At 69.7% G+C, this 20,083-nt stretch carries 23 protein-coding genes; 13 read left to right on the top strand and 10 right to left on the bottom strand.

Annotated elements, in window-relative coordinates:
• Positions 1 to 183: 183 nt before the first annotated feature.
• The 4 genes from HUX53_RS41200 to HUX53_RS16350 all read right to left on the bottom strand — a co-directional run bounded on the left by HUX53_RS41200 (position 184) and on the right by HUX53_RS16350 (position 2,157).
• Positions 184 to 609, bottom strand: coding sequence for a cytotoxic translational repressor of toxin-antitoxin stability system (locus HUX53_RS41200; protein WP_176404060.1), 426 nt, complete (start codon positions 607 to 609; stop codon positions 184 to 186).
• The gene (locus HUX53_RS16340) at positions 606 to 1,022 is read right to left on the bottom strand and encodes a prevent-host-death protein (RefSeq protein ID WP_176404061.1); all 417 of its coding nucleotides are present in this window, start codon (positions 1,020 to 1,022) and stop codon (positions 606 to 608) included. The genes HUX53_RS41200 and HUX53_RS16340 overlap by 4 nt, the downstream gene beginning before the upstream one ends.
• A gap of 185 nt (positions 1,023 to 1,207) precedes the next feature.
• Positions 1,208 to 1,387, bottom strand: a complete 180-nt coding sequence (locus HUX53_RS16345; protein ID WP_176404062.1) for a DUF397 domain-containing protein — start codon at positions 1,385 to 1,387, stop codon at positions 1,208 to 1,210.
• A complete protein-coding gene (locus tag HUX53_RS16350; protein WP_176404063.1) occupies positions 1,375 to 2,157 on the bottom strand; it encodes a helix-turn-helix transcriptional regulator in 783 nt (260 codons plus the stop codon). The genes HUX53_RS16345 and HUX53_RS16350 overlap by 13 nt, the downstream gene beginning before the upstream one ends.
• Positions 2,158 to 2,297: 140 nt before the next feature.
• Here HUX53_RS16350 and HUX53_RS16355 point away from each other — a divergent pair, with 140 nt between their 5' ends.
• On the top strand, positions 2,298 to 2,678 hold the full coding sequence (locus tag HUX53_RS16355) for an ATP-binding protein (RefSeq protein ID WP_176404064.1): 381 nt from the start codon (positions 2,298 to 2,300) through the stop codon (positions 2,676 to 2,678).
• A 385-nt stretch (positions 2,679 to 3,063) separates the two neighbouring features.
• On the opposite strand, the gene HUX53_RS16360 is transcribed toward HUX53_RS16355, so the two are convergent.
• The 3 genes from HUX53_RS16360 to HUX53_RS16370 are packed head-to-tail and all read right to left on the bottom strand — an operon-like array spanning position 3,064 to position 6,190.
• On the bottom strand, positions 3,064 to 4,824 hold the full coding sequence (locus HUX53_RS16360; RefSeq protein WP_176404065.1) for a serine/threonine-protein kinase: 1,761 nt from the start codon (positions 4,822 to 4,824) through the stop codon (positions 3,064 to 3,066).
• Positions 4,821 to 5,573 (bottom strand): hypothetical protein, encoded by a 753-nt coding sequence (locus HUX53_RS16365; protein WP_176404066.1) that lies wholly within the window; start codon positions 5,571 to 5,573, stop codon positions 4,821 to 4,823. Before HUX53_RS16365 ends, HUX53_RS16360 begins: the two co-directional genes overlap by 4 nt.
• Positions 5,574 to 5,596: 23 nt before the next feature.
• A complete protein-coding gene (locus HUX53_RS16370; protein WP_176404067.1) occupies positions 5,597 to 6,190 on the bottom strand; it encodes a hypothetical protein in 594 nt (197 codons plus the stop codon).
• Between the two features lie 159 nt (positions 6,191 to 6,349).
• Between HUX53_RS16370 and HUX53_RS16375 the strand changes: the two genes are divergently transcribed.
• Positions 6,350 to 7,294, top strand: a complete 945-nt coding sequence (locus tag HUX53_RS16375) for a zinc-binding dehydrogenase (protein ID WP_176404068.1) — start codon at positions 6,350 to 6,352, stop codon at positions 7,292 to 7,294.
• Here the strand turns inward: HUX53_RS16375 and HUX53_RS42550 are convergent.
• Positions 7,291 to 8,466 (bottom strand): S9 family peptidase, encoded by a 1,176-nt coding sequence (locus HUX53_RS42550; protein ID WP_176404069.1) that lies wholly within the window; start codon positions 8,464 to 8,466, stop codon positions 7,291 to 7,293. The genes HUX53_RS16375 and HUX53_RS42550 overlap by 4 nt on opposite strands.
• Positions 8,467 to 8,584: 118 nt before the next feature.
• Between HUX53_RS42550 and HUX53_RS16385 the strand changes: the two genes are divergently transcribed.
• The gene (locus tag HUX53_RS16385) at positions 8,585 to 10,432 is read left to right on the top strand and encodes a TNT domain-containing protein (RefSeq protein WP_309237265.1); all 1,848 of its coding nucleotides are present in this window, start codon (positions 8,585 to 8,587) and stop codon (positions 10,430 to 10,432) included.
• 524 nt (positions 10,433 to 10,956) lie between these two features.
• Here HUX53_RS16385 and HUX53_RS16390 read toward each other — a convergent pair.
• Entirely contained in the window at positions 10,957 to 11,763 is an 807-nt protein-coding gene (locus HUX53_RS16390) for a methyltransferase domain-containing protein (RefSeq protein ID WP_309237266.1), read from the bottom strand.
• A 46-nt stretch (positions 11,764 to 11,809) separates the two neighbouring features.
• Here HUX53_RS16390 and HUX53_RS16395 point away from each other — a divergent pair, with 46 nt between their 5' ends.
• From HUX53_RS16395 to HUX53_RS16405, 3 genes are all read left to right on the top strand, one after another.
• Entirely contained in the window at positions 11,810 to 12,145 is a 336-nt protein-coding gene (locus HUX53_RS16395; protein ID WP_176404071.1) for a hypothetical protein, read from the top strand.
• Between the two features lie 46 nt (positions 12,146 to 12,191).
• Positions 12,192 to 13,064, top strand: coding sequence for a crotonase/enoyl-CoA hydratase family protein (locus tag HUX53_RS16400; protein ID WP_176404072.1), 873 nt, complete (start codon positions 12,192 to 12,194; stop codon positions 13,062 to 13,064).
• Between the two features lie 86 nt (positions 13,065 to 13,150).
• On the top strand, positions 13,151 to 14,065 hold the full coding sequence (locus tag HUX53_RS16405) for a polysaccharide deacetylase family protein (RefSeq protein WP_309237267.1): 915 nt from the start codon (positions 13,151 to 13,153) through the stop codon (positions 14,063 to 14,065).
• A gap of 12 nt (positions 14,066 to 14,077) precedes the next feature.
• Here HUX53_RS16405 and HUX53_RS16410 read toward each other — a convergent pair whose 3' ends face one another.
• Positions 14,078 to 14,347, bottom strand: a complete 270-nt coding sequence (locus tag HUX53_RS16410) for a hypothetical protein (RefSeq protein WP_176404073.1) — start codon at positions 14,345 to 14,347, stop codon at positions 14,078 to 14,080.
• A gap of 113 nt (positions 14,348 to 14,460) precedes the next feature.
• On the opposite strand from HUX53_RS16410, the gene fdxA reads away from it, so the two are divergent.
• The 7 genes from fdxA (at position 14,461) to HUX53_RS16445 (ending at position 19,947) form a co-directional block, all read left to right on the top strand.
• Positions 14,461 to 14,787, top strand: coding sequence for a ferredoxin (gene fdxA, locus HUX53_RS16415; RefSeq protein WP_149260792.1), 327 nt, complete (start codon positions 14,461 to 14,463; stop codon positions 14,785 to 14,787).
• A gap of 132 nt (positions 14,788 to 14,919) precedes the next feature.
• Positions 14,920 to 16,005, top strand: coding sequence for a succinyldiaminopimelate transaminase (dapC, locus tag HUX53_RS16420; protein WP_176404074.1), 1,086 nt, complete (start codon positions 14,920 to 14,922; stop codon positions 16,003 to 16,005).
• A gap of 325 nt (positions 16,006 to 16,330) precedes the next feature.
• The gene (locus HUX53_RS16425) at positions 16,331 to 16,951 is read left to right on the top strand and encodes a DUF4178 domain-containing protein (protein ID WP_309237268.1); all 621 of its coding nucleotides are present in this window, start codon (positions 16,331 to 16,333) and stop codon (positions 16,949 to 16,951) included.
• Positions 16,952 to 17,452 (top strand): DUF2617 family protein, encoded by a 501-nt coding sequence (locus tag HUX53_RS16430; protein WP_176404076.1) that lies wholly within the window; start codon positions 16,952 to 16,954, stop codon positions 17,450 to 17,452.
• Positions 17,449 to 17,883, top strand: coding sequence for a DUF4247 domain-containing protein (locus tag HUX53_RS16435; protein WP_176404077.1), 435 nt, complete (start codon positions 17,449 to 17,451; stop codon positions 17,881 to 17,883). Before HUX53_RS16430 ends, HUX53_RS16435 begins: the two co-directional genes overlap by 4 nt.
• A 10-nt stretch (positions 17,884 to 17,893) precedes the next feature.
• Complete coding sequence (locus tag HUX53_RS16440; RefSeq protein ID WP_176404078.1) at positions 17,894 to 18,334, top strand: DUF350 domain-containing protein; 441 nt, start codon at positions 17,894 to 17,896, stop codon at positions 18,332 to 18,334.
• Positions 18,335 to 18,405: 71 nt separating this feature from the next.
• Positions 18,406 to 19,947, top strand: a complete 1,542-nt coding sequence (locus HUX53_RS16445) for a polyamine aminopropyltransferase (RefSeq protein ID WP_176404081.1) — start codon at positions 18,406 to 18,408, stop codon at positions 19,945 to 19,947.
• Positions 19,948 to 20,083: the final 136 nt, after the last annotated feature.

Below are 20,083 nucleotides of genomic sequence, written 5' to 3' on the forward strand. Positions count from 1 at the left end.
GCCCCACGCCAGACCGCTCAATGCCCACCCCCGCTGAAGAATCCGCCCAACTCTGAGTGAACGCCCGGTTCCACCCTCCCAGGGGCCTCTTCTACGGTGGTGCGTGGTCGCGGCTTCAGCGCCGGGACGAGACTCATCGCCCACCACGAGCCATGTGCTCCACGATGCGGTGTCGCGCCTGGCTCACTGGCCTTCTGTCCAGTACCTCTCCAGCCGCACGATGGCGTCCGTCTTGGTCATGGCCGCGACCTCGGCTTCGTCGAGTCCCACTCGTGAGATCAACAGGTGGACGAGGTCGGCGGGCAACGCTTCCGCCGGAGCCTCCGGCACTCCCCGATCCGGTATGACGCCGTCCTTGACACAAGCCCAGAAGGCCGCCTCGTCCACCTGCAACTGGTCGCGGAGAATGTGACTCCACATGCCGGCGCCGTAGGTGCTTCGATCGACCGGATGGGAGATCCGTGTTCTCAGGATCCGGCCATCAGGGAGAGTCAACTCGTAGGTGACGTGGTGGGTTCCCGTCCGCCCACGGGCGTTGCGTACAGGACGCCAGCCTTCGAGGCAGCAGAAACGATCATGATCGTGGCAGGTGGGCTGGGGCCAGGTCACCGAGCTTCCCCGACCAGCCACTCGCGCAACTGGTCATCGTCACTCAGGCTGATCAACTGCACCAACCCCCAGTTCTCCCGGTGGTTCGGCGCGTCGAGCAGGTGATCCTGCCAGTCTTCGGCGTACTCGCGCAGCGCATCGACCATCTCCGTCACAGCCTCGTCGAAGGACGCGCCATCGACGGCGATTGGAAGCCCGGGGATGAAGATCGACCAGCCGCCGCCTTCCGGAACCACCTGGGCGTCGGAAGGAGTGACCGCTGCGAGGTAGTGCCGCAGCCTCTCAACGTCCACGATGGCCGCTCTGGCGGAATCGCGGCGCACGGTGGCCACACGCCCTCTCTCGGCCGCGTCCAACAGCGCCTTGAGATGCGAACGGGCCTCCGTGTAGCTGTCGTAGTGAACAGCGGACATGGCGCCACCTCCATCAAGCTTGCCTTCAGAGTGCCATCCCCAACTAAGTACGTCAAGTACGTCACGTACTTAGGGGAGTGGACCTGCCGGGTGACCGTGCCAGAGGGCCAGCTGATGCGGCGTCGGGTTGTCTGGACGTGGCGGAGCCCCGGGTGGGGGCCGGGGTCCCGTGGCTGGTTGGGGGGCTAATGCTGTTTGAGGTCGGTGAGGAGAGTGCGGAATGTGGTCGGGGTGAGGAGGAGTTTGGGCCCGTCCGGGTTCTTGGAGTCCCGCACGCCCACACCCTTGATCAGGGCGGCCAGTTCGACGCAGGCACCGCCCTGGTCATTGCTGCGCTGCGCTTTACGCCAGTTCAGGTCGTCCATCGGTCCATCGCCTTTCGTATGAAGTCGCGAGACTCGGCCACACTCATTGCGCGCGCCTGCAACTCCGCGAACGCTCCAACGACGTGCAAGATATCCCGTGATTCGTCCGATGTGACGCCCCCAGGTGAAGTCTCCAGGTAGGCCAGTTCCTCATGTGTTGACTGCGTGGCGATGTTGAACGAGCCGGAGACACCGGGGTAGTACGCGATCGGGGCTATCTGGATGGTGATGTTTTCCCGTTCCGACATCCTCAGCAGGTGTTCGCACTGGTCCCGCATCACCTCCGGCCCGCCCACCTCCCGCATGAGCACGCTCTCCTCCATGACCACTATGAGCTTCGGCGGCGCCTCGCGGGAAAGTATCTGCTGGCGTCTGAGTCGCCCGTCGAGGGTGGTCTCGTTGGGGAGAAGGATGCGTGCGTACTCCTCCGTCTGCAGAAGCCCGGTCACGAATGTCGCCTCGTAGGCGCGGAGGAGTTCGGCCGTGGCTTCGGCCTCGGTGTAGTCGGCGAAGAACTTCGGGTAGCTGGCGGCGCGGAGGTGCTTGGTCCAGGCCGTCGTGAGCTGCTCGCCCATGCCCAGTGTCTGGTCCAGGCGCTGGGCGAAGTCCTTCCGGCAGCGGGTGTTGCCGCTCTCGACCTGTGAGATGTACGAGGGCGTCACCGCTACCCGCTGGGCGAGTTCCGTTCGGGTGATGCCCGCCTCCTCTCGCAGGCGTCTGACCTCTGCACCGAACGCTTCAAGCGCGGGGGACGGCTTGCGCTTGGCCATGGCGGGGGGACCTCCAGCGGAAATGAACCGTTCGTAAGCGGTTTTGAGTCCTCGGTGTGCGACTCGGAGCTTTCATGGTCACGCTACGCTCTGGAGTGGATTCTGTGCGGGGAGTCACGAGAATTCGGAGGTGATCGTTTATGCAGAGCCCCGCGGAGATCGTTGTGCCGGTTCAGGGCGAGTCGATCAAGGTCGCTCGGGACTGGGTGGAGGACGTCCTGGGGAGGTGGGGGCAGGACGCCTATGTGGCGAAGGTCGTGGTGTCGGAGCTCCTGACCAACGTCCTCCAGCACACGGGGAGCGCCACGGCGACTGTCCGGCTCGTGCAGGCGGACAAGGGGACGGTCGTTGAGGTCTTCGACTCCTGCGACGTCCTGCCGGTCGCGGCGCCGGCGGACCTCATGAGCGAAGGTGGGCGTGGCCTGGCGATGCTGGGGGCGCTGGTCAAGGAGTGGGGCGCCCAGCCGGTCGGGGGCGGTGGCAAGGCCGTGTGGGCGCTCTTGCCGGACGGGACGGCGTGACCGGGGCCGATGTGCTGGCCGGCCTGCGGAAGCGGTTCCCGGCCTGGGCGGTGTCGGTGGAGCGAGGTATGTGGCGGGCTTCGGGGCGACGCCTTATCTGGGCGTCGTCACCGGAACTGCTGGAGGTCCTGATGAACGGTGAGAACCCGTTTTCGGACGGTCTCGCAGCACGCCGGGTCCGGGTGCGGGCATGCTCGGGCGCTCATGATGCGCAACCGCGATCGACTAGCACGGGGGTCGGGGTTGGATGCCAACGTGGTGCTGGTGATCTGCGACCCTGATCGCGTAGTGCAGCGTCGGGGAAATGCGGCCGGACGAATACCGCGTCGAGTGGAGATCGCAGTGCCGTGCTGGGGCGGATCCTCGGCAGTGCATGTCTGCTGGCTCAGTCGTCCAGTACTTCGATCATCGGCAGCGTCCCGTCGATCCTGCCTCCCGCTGACTCCGGGGGGATCGCCTCTTCGTCCAGGGTGGCCTGTGTGATCTTCATCGGTACATGGGGTGTCACGAGGTACTTGCCCGGTGGTAGCAGCTTGTGGTCCGGAAGGACAATCCTCGTCGTGGTCGTCCATTGGCTTATGGTGGCGCACTCAGCCTGGACGAACGGCTTCTGCTCGCCCGTTGTGTCACTCCGGACGGGCAGAACGATGGCGCCGGTTGTCTTTTGTGGAATGTCCTTCCGATTCGTCGGCGGCATAGGGTAAAAGGCTATGAAGTCAGGGCTCTTCATGTCGAGCTGGTTCTTGCCAAGGCCAATTCCCCACCCGTATCCATGGGTTTTAGGTGCCTTAACATCATGTCCGAAGCATTGACGTTCGCCACTTGGGGTGTAGTAGAGAGCTCCGGGAGTGCGTCCTCGGAACTGCTCTACAAGGCGCACTTTCGTCCCGGTCTTCGCTCTGGCCGGCGTGAGCGAGTACTTGAAGTCGATGTACGGGGTCTCGGAGGCGGGTAGGTAGTCCTGCCCCAGGAGAACACCTGGCTTGGTGAAGTACGCGTGCACCCCGGCGTGGCTTGTGCCGCCCACGCTCGGCCCGGGCCAGAAGAGCCATGCCGCGATTACGCCGCCCACACCGGCGACCCCGATGCCGACGGCGCCTTTCGTCCCGCCGACCTTGCTCAGGAAACCCTTGGAAGCCGACGTTCCGGTCTTGGCCATCACGTCCACTGATGTGGCGCCCTGGGTGAGCCCTGCCGACACGTGTCCTGCTGCCGTGGAAGCCGCGGCGCTGGTTGCGGATGCGCCGGGTGTTAGGAGGGCGCCGCCGAGCATTGCCAGCGGGACGGCCGTCACCACGGTCGCTGCGACCGCGCCGAGTGCGAGGAAGCCGCGCCGTTCCCAGTCGGGGCCGTAAGCCTGGACGGCGATTGATTCCAACTCGCTCACGAACTCGTAGGCGTTCCAGGCTCGATCGCTTGGGCTCTTCGCCAAGCCGCGCTGGACGAGTGGGCGCAACGGTTCCGGCACGCTCTCGAACGATGCGAAGCCTTCCGAGTGCGCGGTCTTCAGCTCTGCGAGAGTCGTCCCTCCGAACGGCCTTTTGTCTGTGACGCATTCGACGAAGACGCCCGTGGCCGCGTAGAGGTCGGTCGCCGGAGTGGCGGGTCCGCCTGCCCATTGCTCTGGGGACATGTAGGCGGGGGTTCCGGCCTCGCCGCCCTGTCCGGTGAGTACGGCGATCCCGAAGTCGATTAGTTTGCTCTGCCCGTCGTCCTGGACGAGCACGTTCGCGGGCTTGTAGTCGCGGTGGACGACTCCGGCCGCGTGTGCCGCAGCCAAACCGAGCAGCGAGCCTTTCAGCGTCGCCAACGCCGCCTCGGCTGTCAGTGCCCCTTCATGGTCGTCCAGCACCTTCCGGAGCGGGCGGCCCGGTACCGCTTCCAGGATGATCGCGGTGCCCCAAGGTGATTCCAGATAGTCCAGTAATCGCGCCACATGGGGGTTGTTGACCCGCTTGAGCATTTGGGCTTCGTCGCGGAAGATACTCCGAGCCGCCGTGTCGCCGAGCAGGTCGGCGGCCAGGTATTTGATCGCGACAGGCCCTCCGCCGGACTCGTGCCGTGCGAGCACGACCTCGCCCTGGGCCCCGGCGCCTAACTCCGCGAGCTCGATGAATCCCGGGAGCCGGTGTTCGCCGGCTGTCACTGGCCCGTGTTGGTCTGGATCTCGCCTACGACGAGCGGTGTGGGCGCCGATGTCAGCGGATTGTCCGGGAGCGCGTCGCCACCGGAGTCACAGTCGTCGCCTGTACACGTCCACCCGACCTCCCACGTGATGGTGGCCGTGATCTTGTATGAGCCGCCGGGCTCGGACGCCGAAGACCGCTTGTAGGTGTAGTTGCAGGTCTTGCCGTCCTTGGTCCCGGCGTCCGTGCAGACGAATTTCTTCTCGCCCATGTCCCATATCACGGACTTGGGCTTGGCGGTCAGCTGGATTGTCTGCGCGCCCACGGTGATCGGCTCGGTCTGCACGTTCTGGAAGCCGTCCACCCACAGGGTCGTCCGCAGTCTGACGAACGTCTTGTCCGCGGGGGCCGTGTGCACGGTGGGCATGGGGAACTCGGCGTCGGCCTGGGCCATGGCGACGAGGTCCGCTGTAGCGGGCGGGGCGGGAGCAGGGTCGGCGCCTGGAACTCCGATGACGCCTTGCGCCTCGTCCGGCGTCAGCCCTTCCGGTGGTGGAGGTACCCACGGGCCGCTATTACCGCCGCCCGTTCCCGTTCCCGTTCCGCCCCCGGACCCAGGCGTACGGATCACGTCGTTGCAGTTCGCGAGCTTCTTTTTGGTCACCCCGCAGGGCGCGGCTTGGGCCGGGACGGCGATCAGCAGGGGCAGGGTCATGGCCGTGACCACGACGGCGGCCGTCCGGCGTCTGGTGGGGGTGTGGGCAGACATCGGTTGTCCTTCCCTGCGGGCCGTCAGCATTGCCGGTCCCGGACATTGGCGGCGACCTTCCAGGTGCCGGCGTCGTACGCCACGGTGGCCCGGTAGATGAAGGCTTCACCGGAGAACTGCTCGATCCTCTTGCCGGTTTTTGCCGAGTAGCGGTAGGCGACGAGGGTGTTGACGCAGTCGATGACGTAGACCTTGGTGCTGTCCTTGGAGCGGGCGTAGACGCGGGGGTTGAACGTGTTCGTGAAGCGCCAGATCACGCCCTTGGCCTTGGTCGCCGCCACGTCGTTGGTGACCTGGGTCAGGAGGGGGTCCATGGCGACGTCGGGGAGGGCGCCGGCGTCGTTGGTCTCGTAGGCCTTCTTGTAGGCGTCCTGGTAGGCGCGGTAGCGCTTCAGGACGGTCTTGTAAAGCTCCGCCGTGGGGATGGCCGACGGCGCGGCGGCGCCCGGGGTGGCGGCGCCGGGGGCGGTGTCGAAGGAGCCGTTCGGGGCGAGTTGCCCGTTGGTGGACGAGCCGGACGAACCGCAGCCCGCGAGCGCGCACAGGGCCAGCAGGGCGACCACGGCGGCGGCGCGGTGGGACCCGAGGGGGGAGGAACGTACCAACCGGGCGCGCATCGTCTTCCTTGAGCGGCAGCCGACAACGGGGGTGGAACTCGCGCGAAAGCTTACAGAGGTGTGTGGGGCGAGAAAAGAGATTCGTTGCGAACGAGTTGACCTCTACCTTGCTTGAGGTTGCACGCTGGGGGCTGCTACCGCTGATGAGGAGGGGTTCGGATGCGTGCGGTGTGGTTGACGAAGTTCGGCGGGCCGGAGGTGCTCGTCCCGGGGGAGGCGCCCGATCCGGTTCCGGACGAGGGGCAGGCGCTCATTGAGGTCGAGTTCGCCAACATCACGTTCGTGGAGACGCAGATGCGGTCGGGCAACGGCCCGGCGCCGGTGAAGCTGGAGCCGCCCGTCATCCCCGGCAACGGGGTCGGTGGGGTGGTCGCGGCGGTCGGGAAGGGTGTGGACGACAGACTTGTCGGACGGCGGGTCGTGAGCAGCACCGGCGGCACCGGCGCCTATGCGGAGAAGGCGGCCGTCGATGCGAAGGGGCTGTTCGACGTCCCGGACGGTCTGGCGCTCGACGACGCGGTGGCCCTCCTGGCGGACGGCCGGACGGCGACGATGATGCTCAGTGCGGCTGGCCCGCGTCCAGGCGAGCGGGTGCTGGTCGAGGCGGCGGCCGGTGGGGTCGGGACGCTTCTCGTCCAGTTGGCCAAGAACAGGGACGCGACGGTCGTTGCGGCGGCCGGGGGAGCGCACAAGGCCGAGATCCCGCTGCGCCTGGGTGCGGACGAGGCGGTCGACTACCGGGAACCCGGCTGGGGCGAGAAGGTCGGACGAGTGGACGTCGTCTTCGACGGGGTCGGGGGCGACGTAGCGCGTGAGGCGTTCGCGCTGCTTCGGAGCGGCGGACGCATGGTCAGCTTTGGTCTCGCGTCCGGCGAGTGGGCGGGTATTTCGGAGGAGGAGGCGGCAACACGTGGGGTGACGCTCGTCCGGCCGAGCGCCACGCCCGAGCAGCTCCGAGAATTCACCAAGAGCGCGCTGGAGGAGGCCGCCAAGGGACGGCTCCGGCCGGTCATCGGTCAGCGTTTCCCGCTCGAAGGCGCAGCTGACGCGCACAGAGCGATCGAGTCGCGCTCCACCGTTGGCAAGACCCTGCTGGAGCTCTAGCCGACCCTCTTCAAGAACGATTTCAAGGCGCGCTCATAGGCGGCTGGGTCGACGTTCCACGATTCGGTGTGGTCGCCCGGCGTGGATATGTGCGTGACCATGCCGAGTGGGGCCGTCCTAGCGAACGTGTAGGCGGGGCCGTTGGCAACGGTGGCGTCGTCCTGCGTCGTGAACAGAAGGACGGGGGTGCGCAGACGGGGTGCGTACCGGCGCTGGTCGTAATCGGTCAGGTCGATGCCGATGCGCCATTCCAGGACCTGCTTGGCCACGTCCGTCATGAAGCCGGGCAGATTGCGGGCGTCGCCCTGCTTGTCCAGGGTGGCGCTCCAGTCCAGGACGGGGGAGTCGAGAACGATGCCCCGGACGAACGACGGGTCCTTGCGCAAGGCCGTCATCGCCATCGCGCCGCCCATCGACCATCCGTGCAGGACGACTCCGGTCGCGCCGTGTGCGCGCGCGTAGCCCATCGCGGAGATGACGTCCTGCCATTCCGTGTCGCCGAGATGGTTCTTGCGGTCGCCGGACGAAGGCGCGCCCACGTCGTTCCGGTAGGCGATGGACATCACCGGCAGGCCCATCTCGTGGACGGCGCGCATGATGCGAAACGTCTCCGCCTTGTCCGCGTTCCGTCCGTGGACGGCGATGACCCACGTCCCCTTATAGGACGATCCCGGAATCAGCCACGCCGGCATCGGTCCCACCCGGGACGGATACGTGACGTCCTCGAAGGGCAGCCCCAAAGCCTTCTTGGGGTCGCCGTCGTACATCCAGTGGTCTATGGCCGCCGGCGCGCCCTTCTTCAAGGAGCCCGAGATGACCGACGAGACCTTCCGCACGACATGGCGGGAGTCGCCCCCGACGATGGGGCCGAGCAGAGCGCGCCCGTCCTTCCACACCAAGGCCCACGTTCCGGGACGTTCCGTCACCGGTTCGCGGGGCAGCGTGACGGTGCCGTCGGCCGCGTCCACGATCGTCAGCGGGTACTCGGCGGTGTGGTCGACCTCGATCGCGACGCCCGCGAAGTACCAGCCGACACCGCCGAGGGCTGCGAACAGCAGGACGGCGAACGCGACGACGGTCGCCATCAGCGGGCGGGTGCGGCGGCGGCGCCGCGACCGGACCGGCGGTTCGGGGGCCGCGGGTGCCGGTGATTCTGGGGCTTCGGTCGACACGACATACGAAGTTAGCTTCTCCCAGGCACCGCGAAAGCCCGGGTCACCCCGCGGTGCGGTTAATCTGCCGGACAGGTGCCATCGAGGAAGCCATCGGGACGCACGGGGAGGGCGCGGGGTGACGGGTCGCAGCGGCCGCGGTGCGGAGGTCGAGGACCGGATGATCGAGCTCGTCCGGCACACGGCGCTGGCCGGTTGGCGGCTGATCGATCTGCGCTGCGCGGCGACTGTCGCGCTGAACTCCGTGGCGCTGACCGTCCTGGACGGTGACGGGGCGATCGTGCCCGTGGCCGTCCCGGAAGACCTGACCGCCCTGCTCCTGGACTTGCGCCGCGCGCACTACCTGTCCGAGCGGGGCACCTGGTTCTCGATGGTCGCCGTCATCGAGCCCGGCTCTGCGCGCGTCCTCTACAACTACGACTTCGACCCGATGTGGAAACCGCCGCTCCCGGCGGACCACTGGCAGCGCGACCAGATCGTCCTGCCGCGCGACGGCGCCAACATGCCGGGCTGGCTGCGCGACCGGCTGGACGGCCGCGAGCCCGCCGAGGACACCGGGGATCCGGGCCCGCTCGACCCGGCCGAGCAGGCGGAGTTGCTGAACGAGCGGTTCGCCCTCCTGGTCGCCGGCCAGGCGCCACCGCTCTGGCGGACGGTCTCTGGCTCCTACGAGGCGAGCAGCGGGGCATTCCCCGAGATGACGTGCCTCCTCGCCGATGAGACAAGCACATCCTGGACGCCCCCTCCGGCCGCCGCCGCGCTCCTCGACCGGCTCCACGCGGGGACGCGCGCCTTCCAGGGCAGCACCTGGTCCCGGATCGACGTCGAGGTCGTCTACGAGGACGGGAACGTCAACTGCCGGGCCGACTTCACCTATGACGAGCCACCGCCCCTCCGCAGGGCACGGATTTTCGACCATCCGAGCCCGGACGGCGGCCTCCCCGCCGTATCCCGGCCGCCCGTCCCACCGGACGAGGCAGAAAGCGTCACCGCCTATCTGCGGCAGGCCCCGATCGTCATGGCGGCCCGTTCGAACGCCCCCGACCGCCTCGACCCGTCGCGCGGCGACGTTGTGCCGCTGACGTTCCACACCGATGGAACATGGGTCTGGTCGGGCGCGGTGCCCTATTACCTGAGCGAACATGGGGTCCCGCCAGAGGCCGACCTGGTCGCGCACATAAGGGCGAACGGGTTCGAGGTCCCCGCGGTGGACGACGACACCATGGACGCCGCGAACGCCACCGTGACCGGCCGTGCCGCCCCGGAACGTGTCCAACCAGAGGACCCCGACTGGGAGGCCAAACTTCAGCACCGCCTAGACCAGCTCCACGTCGACCGTGCCGCGTACCGAATCAATGACACGGCCGAAGGCGTCTGGTGCCTCATCCCTCAAGGAGCCGGCTGGACGGTCTTCCAGATGCGGGACGGTGAGCACCGCAAGGAGGTCACCTTCGACGACACTGAACAGGCCTCTGCGCATCTTCTCGGACGGCTTCTGCTAGACCCGCGCCACACCGTCCAGGACGGGCCGTTCGAGCCGCTCAAGGGAGAACCTCCACTGTCCCTCCTGCGCGACCGTCACGTCATGGAACTGGCCGCAGGTACGGAAGTCGACCGTTACGGAGGCTCGGACGGCAACGTGACCTACGCAGCACGCACGCCCTACCCGTACCGGTCGCTACCACGCGAATGGCAGGACCGTCCGTATCACCTCTACCGGGTGCAACGGCCGGTGGAGACGCTGACGGGGACGGCCGTGCCGTGGTTCGGTCAACCCGGCGGCGGGACGGCGCACGTGTTCCGCCGTCCGATCGCCGACACCAGCCCGAGCGCGAGCAGCATGTCGAGGTGGATGAACGTCTCCAGCTTCGCGCCCGGCGGCACGTCCGGGTCGGCGGCGAGCCGGTCGAGGACGGCGAGCGCGCCGGGGCTGTCCAGATCGTCCGCCAGCGCCGCCTCGGCCTGAGCTGCGTACTCCCGGCTCATCGGACGGCCCGGGGACGTCGCCCACTCGGCGACCTTGCCCCGCCACGCGTCCAGCCGCGCGCCCGCCGCCGACAGCCGCGCGTCCGACAGCTCCACAGGCTCCCGGTACGGAACCTCCAGCATCGCCAGCCGCGCGACCGACGCGTCCGCAGGCGCCTCGCCGGTCTCCCGGGGCGCTGTCAAGCACAGCGCGTCCACATCGGCCGCATCGGCGGAAACGTAGACGTCGGCGTCCGCGAGCGGCTCATCGAGCACCTCGAACGATGCGACGCTGTACTCCGCCCAGCCCTCCACGGTGACCGGGACGCTCACGAAGCGGACCTGGCGCCTGGCCCGCCCGGCGACCCGCCGCAGCAGATCGGCGACCACGAGCGGACGGTACGCGGCGCCGTCCAGGATCTGCAGGCGCAGGCCCGGCCCGGCGGGCAAAGGTTCGGTACGTCCCGTCCGGTGGTCGTGCAAGCGCAGCATGCCTCCCACCCTAGGCGGCGGGCCGCGGCGGGATCAGAGTGGGCGGTCGGTGGCCAGGGGACCGAACGGCAGGGGTGCCGCGCCGTCCGAGCGGCGGACGGCGGCGAAGCGCAGCCGCACATAGTCGGCGACCCACCCGGACTCGCGGCGCAGCGCGGGCGCGGCCAGGTCGTTGACCCGGTCGAGCAGCGGGTCGACCAGCTCCGGCGGGACGTCCGCGAGCGCCCGCGCGGCGTAGGCGCGGACCCAGTCGGCGGCGCCGTTCGGGCCCTCGGTCATCCGGGTCGGGCGCTCGGCGTGCTCCAGCAGCCGCAGCGTGAACCCGGCGTCCTCCAGCTTCGTCGCGTACGCGGCCGGCGACGGGAAGTACCAGGGCAGCTCGGGCTCACCGAGGCCGAACACCCGCCACGCCGTCTGCATCGCGACGATCAGCTCGGCGCAGTTCCCGGCGCCGCCCAGCTCGCCGACGAACCGGCCGCCGGGGCGCAGCGAGGAGTGCACCCGGCCGATGACGGCGTCGGGGTCGCGGGTCATCCAGTGCAGGGCCGCGTTGGAGGCGACCGCGTCGAAAGAGTCGCCGACCGTGAAGTCGTGGGCGTCGCCGACGACGAAGGACAGCCCGGGGTACAGGGCGGTCGCCTGCGCGACCATCTCGGGGCTGCCGTCGATGCCCAGCACCTCGGCGCCCCGCTCGGCGATCTCCGCGCTGAACGAGCCGGTGCCGCACCCGAGGTCGATGACCCGCTCGCCGGGCTGCGGGTCGAGCAGGTCGACCAGCGGAGCACCGTGCGCGGAGACATACCCGAAGGCGGAGTCGTACGTCGTCACGGCCCAGTTCACTGTCATAATTTATCGGAGAAAATCCTGCAGGGAGGCGGCGTTGGGAATGGCGGACGTCACGTCCGAGGTCCGGATCGTCGGCGCCGCGGGCCCGGACGGCCTGATCCTGCGGACCATCGGCCTCGCCGCACGCGGCCTGCCCGAGTTGCGCGCCGAGGGCCTGCCGCCCTACCTGGGGGACGGCTGGGCGCGCGTCCTCGGCGCCCTGGCGCAGCGCCTGGCGGCCACCGGCGAGCCGCCGTCCGAACTCGCGCCGGGCGTCGAGATCCGCTTCACGGAGGGCGCGGGCGGCGCGCTGGTCGTCGTCCCGCCGCCGGGCCGCGACCTGGACGAGTGGCGCCGGGACGTCCTGCTCCGCCTGTTCCCCGAAGCCTCCAGCTGAAGAACCGTTCTAGAATCGGGTTCTGTCCAGCGAGAGGGGTACGCAGGTGCCGTACAAGGAGATCGAGTACGAGGTCCGCGACGGGATCGCCACCGTCACGCTGAACCGCCCGCAGAAGATGAACGCCTACACGTTCACCATGCGCAACGAGATGCTCGACGTCTTCGACCGGATCGACGCCGATGACGACGTGCGCGTGGTCGTGGTGACCGGCGCGGGCCGCGCGTTCTGCGCGGGCGCCGACCTGAGCGGCGGCGGCGACACCTTCGACCAGGATAAGTCGAAGGACATGTTCGCCGGCGAGGACGACGTCCTGGAGGACGGCACCCCGCGCGACGGCGGCGGCACGGTCGCGCTCCGCATCGCCCGCTGCCTCAAGCCCGTCATCGGCGCGTTCAACGGCGCCGCGGTCGGCGTCGGCGTCACCATGACCCTGCCGATGGACGTCCGGCTCGCCAGCGAGAAGGCCAAGTTCGGGTTCGTGTTCGCGCGCCGCGGAATCGTCACCGAGGCCGCGTCCAGCTGGTTCCTGCCGCGCCTCGTCGGCATCGCGCAGGCCATGGAGTGGGCCGCGACCGGCCGGATCTTCGACGCGCAGGAGGCCCTCGCCGGCCGCCTCGTCTCCCGCGTGTACGCGCCGGACGAGTTGCTCCCCGCCGCCTACGCGCTCGCCCGCGAGATCGCCGACAACACCTCCGCCGTCTCCGTCGCCGCGATCCGCCGCCTCATGTGGTCGGGCCTGTCCGCCCCGTCCCCGTGGGACGCGCACATCGCCGACTCCCGCCTCATGGCCTCCCTCGGCGGCGGCGCCGACGCGATCGAGGGCGTCTCGTCCTTCCTGGAGAAGCGCGACGCCGACTTCCCGCTGCGCGTCAGCAAGGACCTCCCGCCCGAGGTCCCCGACTGGCCCGTTCGCTGACCGCTATTTCCGCATCTTCGCGGCGTGTGTCGCTTGGGTGACGGAGGGTATGAGCGGCCCCGAAGCGACACGTTCGGGGGTGCGTGGTGCGGATCAGGAAAATCACCGTCATTGCAGCCGGTCTACTGCTTCTCACCGGATGCAGCCACACGGACAAGCGACAGGCGCGGACGGCCGGGCAGCAGGCCGCTCTGGGCAAGAAGACGCAGGCGGCCCGGTCGCCGTCGCCGCCACCGCCGCGGAAGATCGACTGCGACCGGGTGAAGTGCGTGGCGCTCACGTTCGACGACGGGCCCGGCCCCTACACGGCGGGCCTGCTCGACACGCTGAAGAAGGACGGCGTGCGCGCCACGTTCTTCATGCTCGGCCAGAACGTGGGCAGCCACCGCGACGTGGTGCGGCGGATGGCGCTCGAAGGGCACGAGCTGGCCAACCACAGCTGGTCCCACCCGCAGCTCACGTCGCTGTCGTCCGCCGAGGTGCGGTCGCAGATCGAGCGGACGCAGAAGGTCATCAGGGACGCGTCCGGCGGGGTGCAGCCGACGCTGATGCGCCCGCCGTACGGGGCGACGAACAAGCGCGTCGGACGCGTGATCGGGATGCCGCTGATCCTGTGGAGCGTCGACACGCTCGACTGGCGCTACCGCGACGTCGCCCGTGACGTCAGGGTCGGCACCAAGGAGCCGAAGAACGGCGGCATCATCCTGTTCCACGACATCCACAAGACGAGCGTCGAGTCCATCCCGAAGGTGGTGGACGGCCTGAAGAAGCGCGGGTTCACGTTCGTCACGGTGTCGGAGCTGTTCCAGGGCCGCGAGCTCAAGCCGGGCACGACCTACAGCGAGCGCACCGCGCAGGTGACGGCGGAGCCGCCGCCCTACGGGTCGCCCGCCGGGCCGGGAGCGTCGAGCAGCCCGGCCCCCGCGAGCCCGACGCCCTCGACGTCCGCGAATCCGGCGCCGTCGAGCCCGGTGCCTGCCAGCCCGGCGCCCACCGGCTGAGCGGCGCGCGCGTCAGCCGTCCTCCGGCTCCTCTCGGCGGGGACGGCGGCGCGGCGGCGGCTGCGGCGGGACGACCTTCGCCGCGACCATGATCGACTCGGGGACCTCGACCAGCTCACCGGTGCGGCGGCGCACCGCGAGCGTTCCGCCGGACCACGATTCGAGTACGCCGACGACGTCGCTGTACTCTCCCGTAGGCAGACGGCGGCGCAGCGAGATCCGCTGGCCCACGTCCGCGCCACTGATGGACACCACCAGCCGCGCGGCGAAGCGAGCGGACATTGTGAGGACCCCCATGTCGAATCGACCGAGCCGTGGTGGCCATACTATTCACAGCGAGCTTGCGGCGACCCGTGACGTGCGGCGGGGCCGGATATCCGAGAGGAGTCACTGACGTGACCTACGTCATTGCGCAGCCCTGCGTGGACCTGCTCGACAAGGCATGCATCGAGGAGTGCCCGGTCGACTGCATCTACGAAGGTAAGCGTCAGCTTTACATCCACCCGGACGAGTGCGTCGACTGCGGTGCGTGCGAGCCGGTCTGCCCGGTTGAGGCCATCTACTACGAGGACGACGTCCCCGAGCAGTGGAAGGACTTCTACAAGGTGAACGTCGAGTTCTTCGACGACCTCGGTTCGCCCGGCGGCGCGTCCAAGGTCGGGAAGATCGACAAGGACCACCCGATCGTCGCCGCGCTGCCTCCGCAGAGCCACGACGACTGATCCGGGGGGACCGTTGGCGCGTTCCCGCGCGGGGCGCGCCGCTCGGGTCCCCCTGTGTCGATTTCCGGGCCGTGGTCTCCCGAGTTCGGGAAGGCCGCGGCCCGCCGGGTCTCCAGAGGAGGAGCAAGGCCAGTGTTCACGTTGCCGGACTTTCCGTGGGATCGGCTCGCGCCCTACAAGGAGCGGGCGCTGGCGCACGCGGACGGCATCGTCGACCTGTCCGTCGGGACGCCCGTCGACCCGACGCCCGAGCCGATCCGGGCGGCCCTCGCCGGCGCGGCCGACGCGCCCGGCTACCCGCAGACCTACGGGACGCCGCGGCTGCGCGAGTCGGTCGCCGGCTGGCTGAAGCGCCGCGCGGGCGTGTCCGGCGCCGACCCGGACGCGGTGCTCCCCGTCATCGGCACCAAGGAACTGGTCGCCTGGCTGCCGACGCTGCTCGGCGCCGGCCCCGGCGACCGGGTCGTCTTCCCGGAACTGGCCTACCCGACCTATGACGTCGGCACCCGGCTGGCCGGGGCCACGCCCGTCGCGACGGACGGGCTGCTGTCCCTCGGCCCGGTCACCCCGAAGATCGTGTGGGTGAACTCGCCGTCCAACCCGACCGGCAAGGTGCTGCCCGCCGAGCACCTGCGCAAGGTCGTCGCGTGGGCGCGCGGCCGGGGCGCGATCGTCGTCAGCGACGAGTGCTACCTGGAGTTCGGCTGGGACGAGGAGAAGCCGCCGATCTCGATCCTGCACCCGGACGTGTGCGACGGCTCCCACGAGGGGCTGCTCGCCGTCAACTCCCTGTCCAAGCGCTCCAACATGGCGGGCTACCGCGCCGGGTTCATCACCGGCGACCTCGCGCTCGTGAAGCGGCTGCTGGAGGTGCGCAAGCACGCCGGCATGATCGTCCCGGCGCCGGTGCAGGCCGCGATGACGGTGGCGTTCGCCGACGACGCGCACGTGGACGAGCAGCGCGCCCGGTACGCGCGCCGCCGCGCCGCCCTGCGCGGGGCGTTCGAGGGCCACGGCTTCCGCATCGACCACTCCGAGGCGTCCCTCTACCTGTGGGCCACGCGGGACGAGCCGTGCTGGGACACCGTCGCCCACCTGGCGTCCCTCGGGATCCTCGTCGGCCCCGGCGAGTTCTACGGCCCGGCCGGCGCCCGGCACATCCGGATCGCCTTCACCGCGACGGACGACCGAGTAGCCGCCGCCGTCGCCCGCCTCTGACCCTGAACCGCCCCACCGGGGCGCAGCTACCCCCCATCCGCCCGCCGCCGGATACATCCGGCCGCCTCTGACCCGAACTGCCTCATCCGCCCGCCGCCGGACGGCCTCGGACGCGTCCGCCCGCATCGGCCGTGTGCGCCCGCATCGGGCCGTATCCGGACGGTTCGGGGGGCCTCCGGTTCCGTCCTTGCATCGGATCGCGGGTTCTCGCATGAAACCGGTGGATCATTTGATGCGTCTCATCGCGGTATGGGCTTGAGACGGCACAGTCGGTAGGATCCCGCTGGTCTTTGCCCGTAATGACGACGAAACGATGGAGGTGTCCGTGGGCGGAACGGCGATTGTGATCCTTCTTGTGCTGATCCTGGTCGCGTTGATCGTGCTCATCCTCGTCCTGCTGCGACGGCGTTCGAACGCCCCGGCCCCCGCCGCCGCCCCGGCGGCACCGCACGACCCGTTCGCCCCCGAGGACTCGGTGGCCGGCGACCCGCGGACGCTGAAGGCCGGCGACATGGTCGAGTACCTCGGCACCCGCTACTTCGTGCGCGGCTCGCTGCGGCTGAAGGAGGGCGGCTTCACCTGGAGCGAGCACCTCCTCGACGCCGACACCATCGAGGGCCAGAAGGTGTGGATCTCCGTCGAGGAGGACCCCGACCTGGAGGTCGTCTGGTGGACCGAGCACGACGCCGGCGACCTCACGCCCGGTGAGAAGACCATCGTCGTGGACGGTGTCGAGTACCGCCGCGACGAGCACGGCACCGCCGACTACACCAGCGAGGGGACGACCGGCGTCGGCGTCCAGGGCCGCGTCGAGTACGTCGACTACGAGGGCCCGCGCGGGAAGTACCTGTCGTTCGAGCAGTACGGCGGCGGCCAGTGGGAGGCGGGCCTCGGCGAGCGCGTCCCCACCGGATCGATGACGATCTACCCGGGTGGCGGTAGCTGAGTGCGCGCCACCCTCGACACCCCCTACGCTGACGCGCGCGCGGACGGGCTCTCCTTCGTGCTGGGCCTGCCCCCGCTGGACGCGCTCGCCGTCCTCCCGGTGGAGCGGGCGGGCCTGACCGTGCAGATGCGCCTGCTCGGCGCGTCCCACCAGGTCATCGCCGGCCCGCTGAGCGAGACGGTGGCGTGCCTGGCCGACCGCGCGGAGCCGCTGCCGGGACGTGCCGCGACGAGCGTGCCCGGCTGGGCGTACGAGTTCGCCGCGACGACCGCCGCGCACAGCGACGCGACGGCGTTCGCCCGCGCCGTCGAGGCCGTGTGCGCGCGGCTCGCGGACCGCGGTGACGCGCTGACCGGGGCGTTCCCCGGCTCCCCGCACGCCGTCACCGCACTGGCCCTGGAAGAGACGCAAGAACCCGGGTTCGGCTGGCGGACCTGGCACGCCTACCCCCAGACCCGGGAGATCGTGATGACGCGGAGCCGGTTGGTGAGACCTTCATGAGCAGCAGATACCGGGTGGCGGGCGCCGTGGCCGCCGCCGCCCTGACCACCGTCGCGCTCGGCGGCTGCGGGAACTCGCAGGCGTCCTGGATCGGCGACAAGTACACCAAGGCCGGGTCGGACACCTACCGGTCCTCGAAGGCCCCGACGACGGTCGCCTCGGAGATCAGCCGCAAGTTCCGGCCGATCGACCGGGTGGACGACACGGCGACGAGGGGGGCCGCGGGCGGCATCTTCCTGCGCTACCCGAAGCTCGTCGTCGGCGTCATGCCGAACGGCGCGGGCAGCCGCATCACGGTCGACAAGCCCCGCCGCGGCTACAACCGCTACTACTCCCACGTCGGCGGGCGCTGGTCGAGCCCCGGGAGCAATGGATGGACGAGCAGCGGCGCCGCGTCATTCCGTGGCGGCGGACCAGGGTCGGGCAAATGAGGAGCGACAGATGAACGACGACATCCTGCACGAGATCGGCGCGACGTTCGCCTACGGGGCGGTCGGCATCGCGCTGATGGCGCTCGGCTACCTGGTGGTGGAGGTGACGACGCCCGGCCGGCTCGGCAAGCAGATCTGGACCGACGGCAACCGCGGCGCCGCGCTGCTGCTCGCGGTCAAGCTGTTCGGCATCGGCGGCATCGTCTTCACCGCGATCATCACCAGCGACAGCGACCTCACCGACGGGCTGATCGACACCGCGGTGTTCGGCGCGTGCGGCATCGTGCTGATGATCATCGCGTTCCTGCTGCTGGACGTGATCACGCCGGGCAGGCTCGGCGCGACCCTGGTCGACGCGGACGGCGGCGGCACCGCCATCCACCCGGCCGGGTGGGTCGTCGCCGCGGCCGACCTCGGCGTCGCCGCGATCGTGGCCGGGGCGGTCTCCTGACGTCCCGCGACCTGGACGAGGCCCCCGCGCCGCCCGCCCCGGAACCGCCCCGGGCGGACGGTCCGGGGAGGCTGCGCGTGCCCGCCCGGCTCGCCCGCACGCTCGTCCTCGCCGCCGTGTTCACGTGCGCGGCGTGCGGGCTGGTGTACGAGCTGGCGCTGGTCGCGCTCGGCAGCTACCTCGTCGGCAACTCGGTCACGCAGGCGTCGATCGTCCTGTCGGTGATGGTGTTCGCGATGGGCGTCGGGTCGCTCGCCGCGAAGCCGCTGCAGGGCCGCGCGATCGTGGCGTTCGCGGTCGTCGAGGGCCTGCTGGCGCTGATCGGCGGCGTGTCCGTCCTCGTGCTCTACGCGGCGTTCGCGTGGCTCGACCTGTACGTCCCGGCGCTGGTCGTCGTGTCGTTCGCGGTCGGCGCGCTGATCGGCGCGGAGATCCCGCTGCTGATGACGCTGCTGCAGCGGATCCGCAAGCAGGACGCGGGGTCCGCGGTCGCCGACCTGTTCGCCGCCGACTACGTGGGCGCGCTGGTCGGCGGGCTCGCGTTCCCGTTCCTGCTGCTGCCCGCGTTCGGGCACATCAAGGGCGCGCTGCTCGTCGGCGTCGTGAACGCGGTCGCCGGGATGGCGGTCGTGCTGTGGCTGTTCCGCCGCCAGGTCGGGCGCGTCGCGCGGGTCCTGCTGGCGCTCGGCATGGTGGCCGTCCTCGGCGTCCTCGGCGGGACGTACGCGCTGGCGGACGACTTCGAGGTGTCGGCGCGGCAGGCGCTCTACAGCGACCCGATCGCGATCTCCGAGCGGACGAAGTACCAGGAGATCGTCATCACCCGGCAGGCCGGGCTAGGCCCGTCCGACCTGCGGCTGTTCCTGAACGGCGACCTGCAGTTCTCGTCGGTGGACGAGTACCGGTACCACGAGTCGCTCGTCCATCCGCTGATGTCGGGCCCGCACGGCCGGGTGCTGATCCTCGGCGGCGGGGACGGTCTGGCGCTGCGCGAGGTGCTGCGCTACAAGGACGTCCAGAGCGCGACGCTGGTCGAACTCGACCCGGAGATGCTGCATCTGGCGCGCACGTACAAGCCGATCGTGTCGCTGAACCACCGCTCGTTCGAGGACCCGCGCGTGACGACGGTCGCCGCCGACGCGTTCTCGTGGCTGCGCGGCCTGAAGCAGCAGTTCGACGCGGTCATCGTGGACATGCCCGACCCGGACGACGTGTCCACGGCCAAGCTGTACTCGGTCGAGTTCTACGGGATGGTGAAGCGGGTTCTGGCGCCGGGCGGCCGGATGGTCGTCCAGTCGGGTTCGCCGTACTTCGCGCCCAAGTCGTTCTGGAGCATCCAGAAGTCCATCGCGGCCGCCGGGTTCGCCACGACCCCGTACCACGTGGACGTGCCGAGTTTCGGTGACTGGGGGTACGTCCTGGCGTCGCCCGGCAAGGAAGCACCCGCGCTGAAGCTGTCGCCCGAGGTTCCCGACCTGCGCTTCCTCGACGGCGCGGTGCTGCAGGCGTCGACGGTGTTCCCCAAGGACCGCCGCCACCGGGACGTCGACGTCAACACACTCGTCCACCCGCGCCTCGTCGAGTACGAGAGCCAGGAGTGGAAGAACTCCTGATCAGGCGGGCCCGTCAGTCGGGCACCGACTGGCGGATGGCCTTGTCGACGGCCCGCTGGAACGACGTCACCAGCGACTGGATCATCAGCGGCTTCAGCTTCCCCGCCATCTCCATGAGCCGCTCCCGCTCCTTCGG

Origin of the sequence: Actinomadura sp. BRA 177 (assembly GCF_013372625.1) — a bacterium.
Classification (GTDB): Bacteria; Actinomycetota; Actinomycetes; order Streptosporangiales; family Streptosporangiaceae; genus Spirillospora.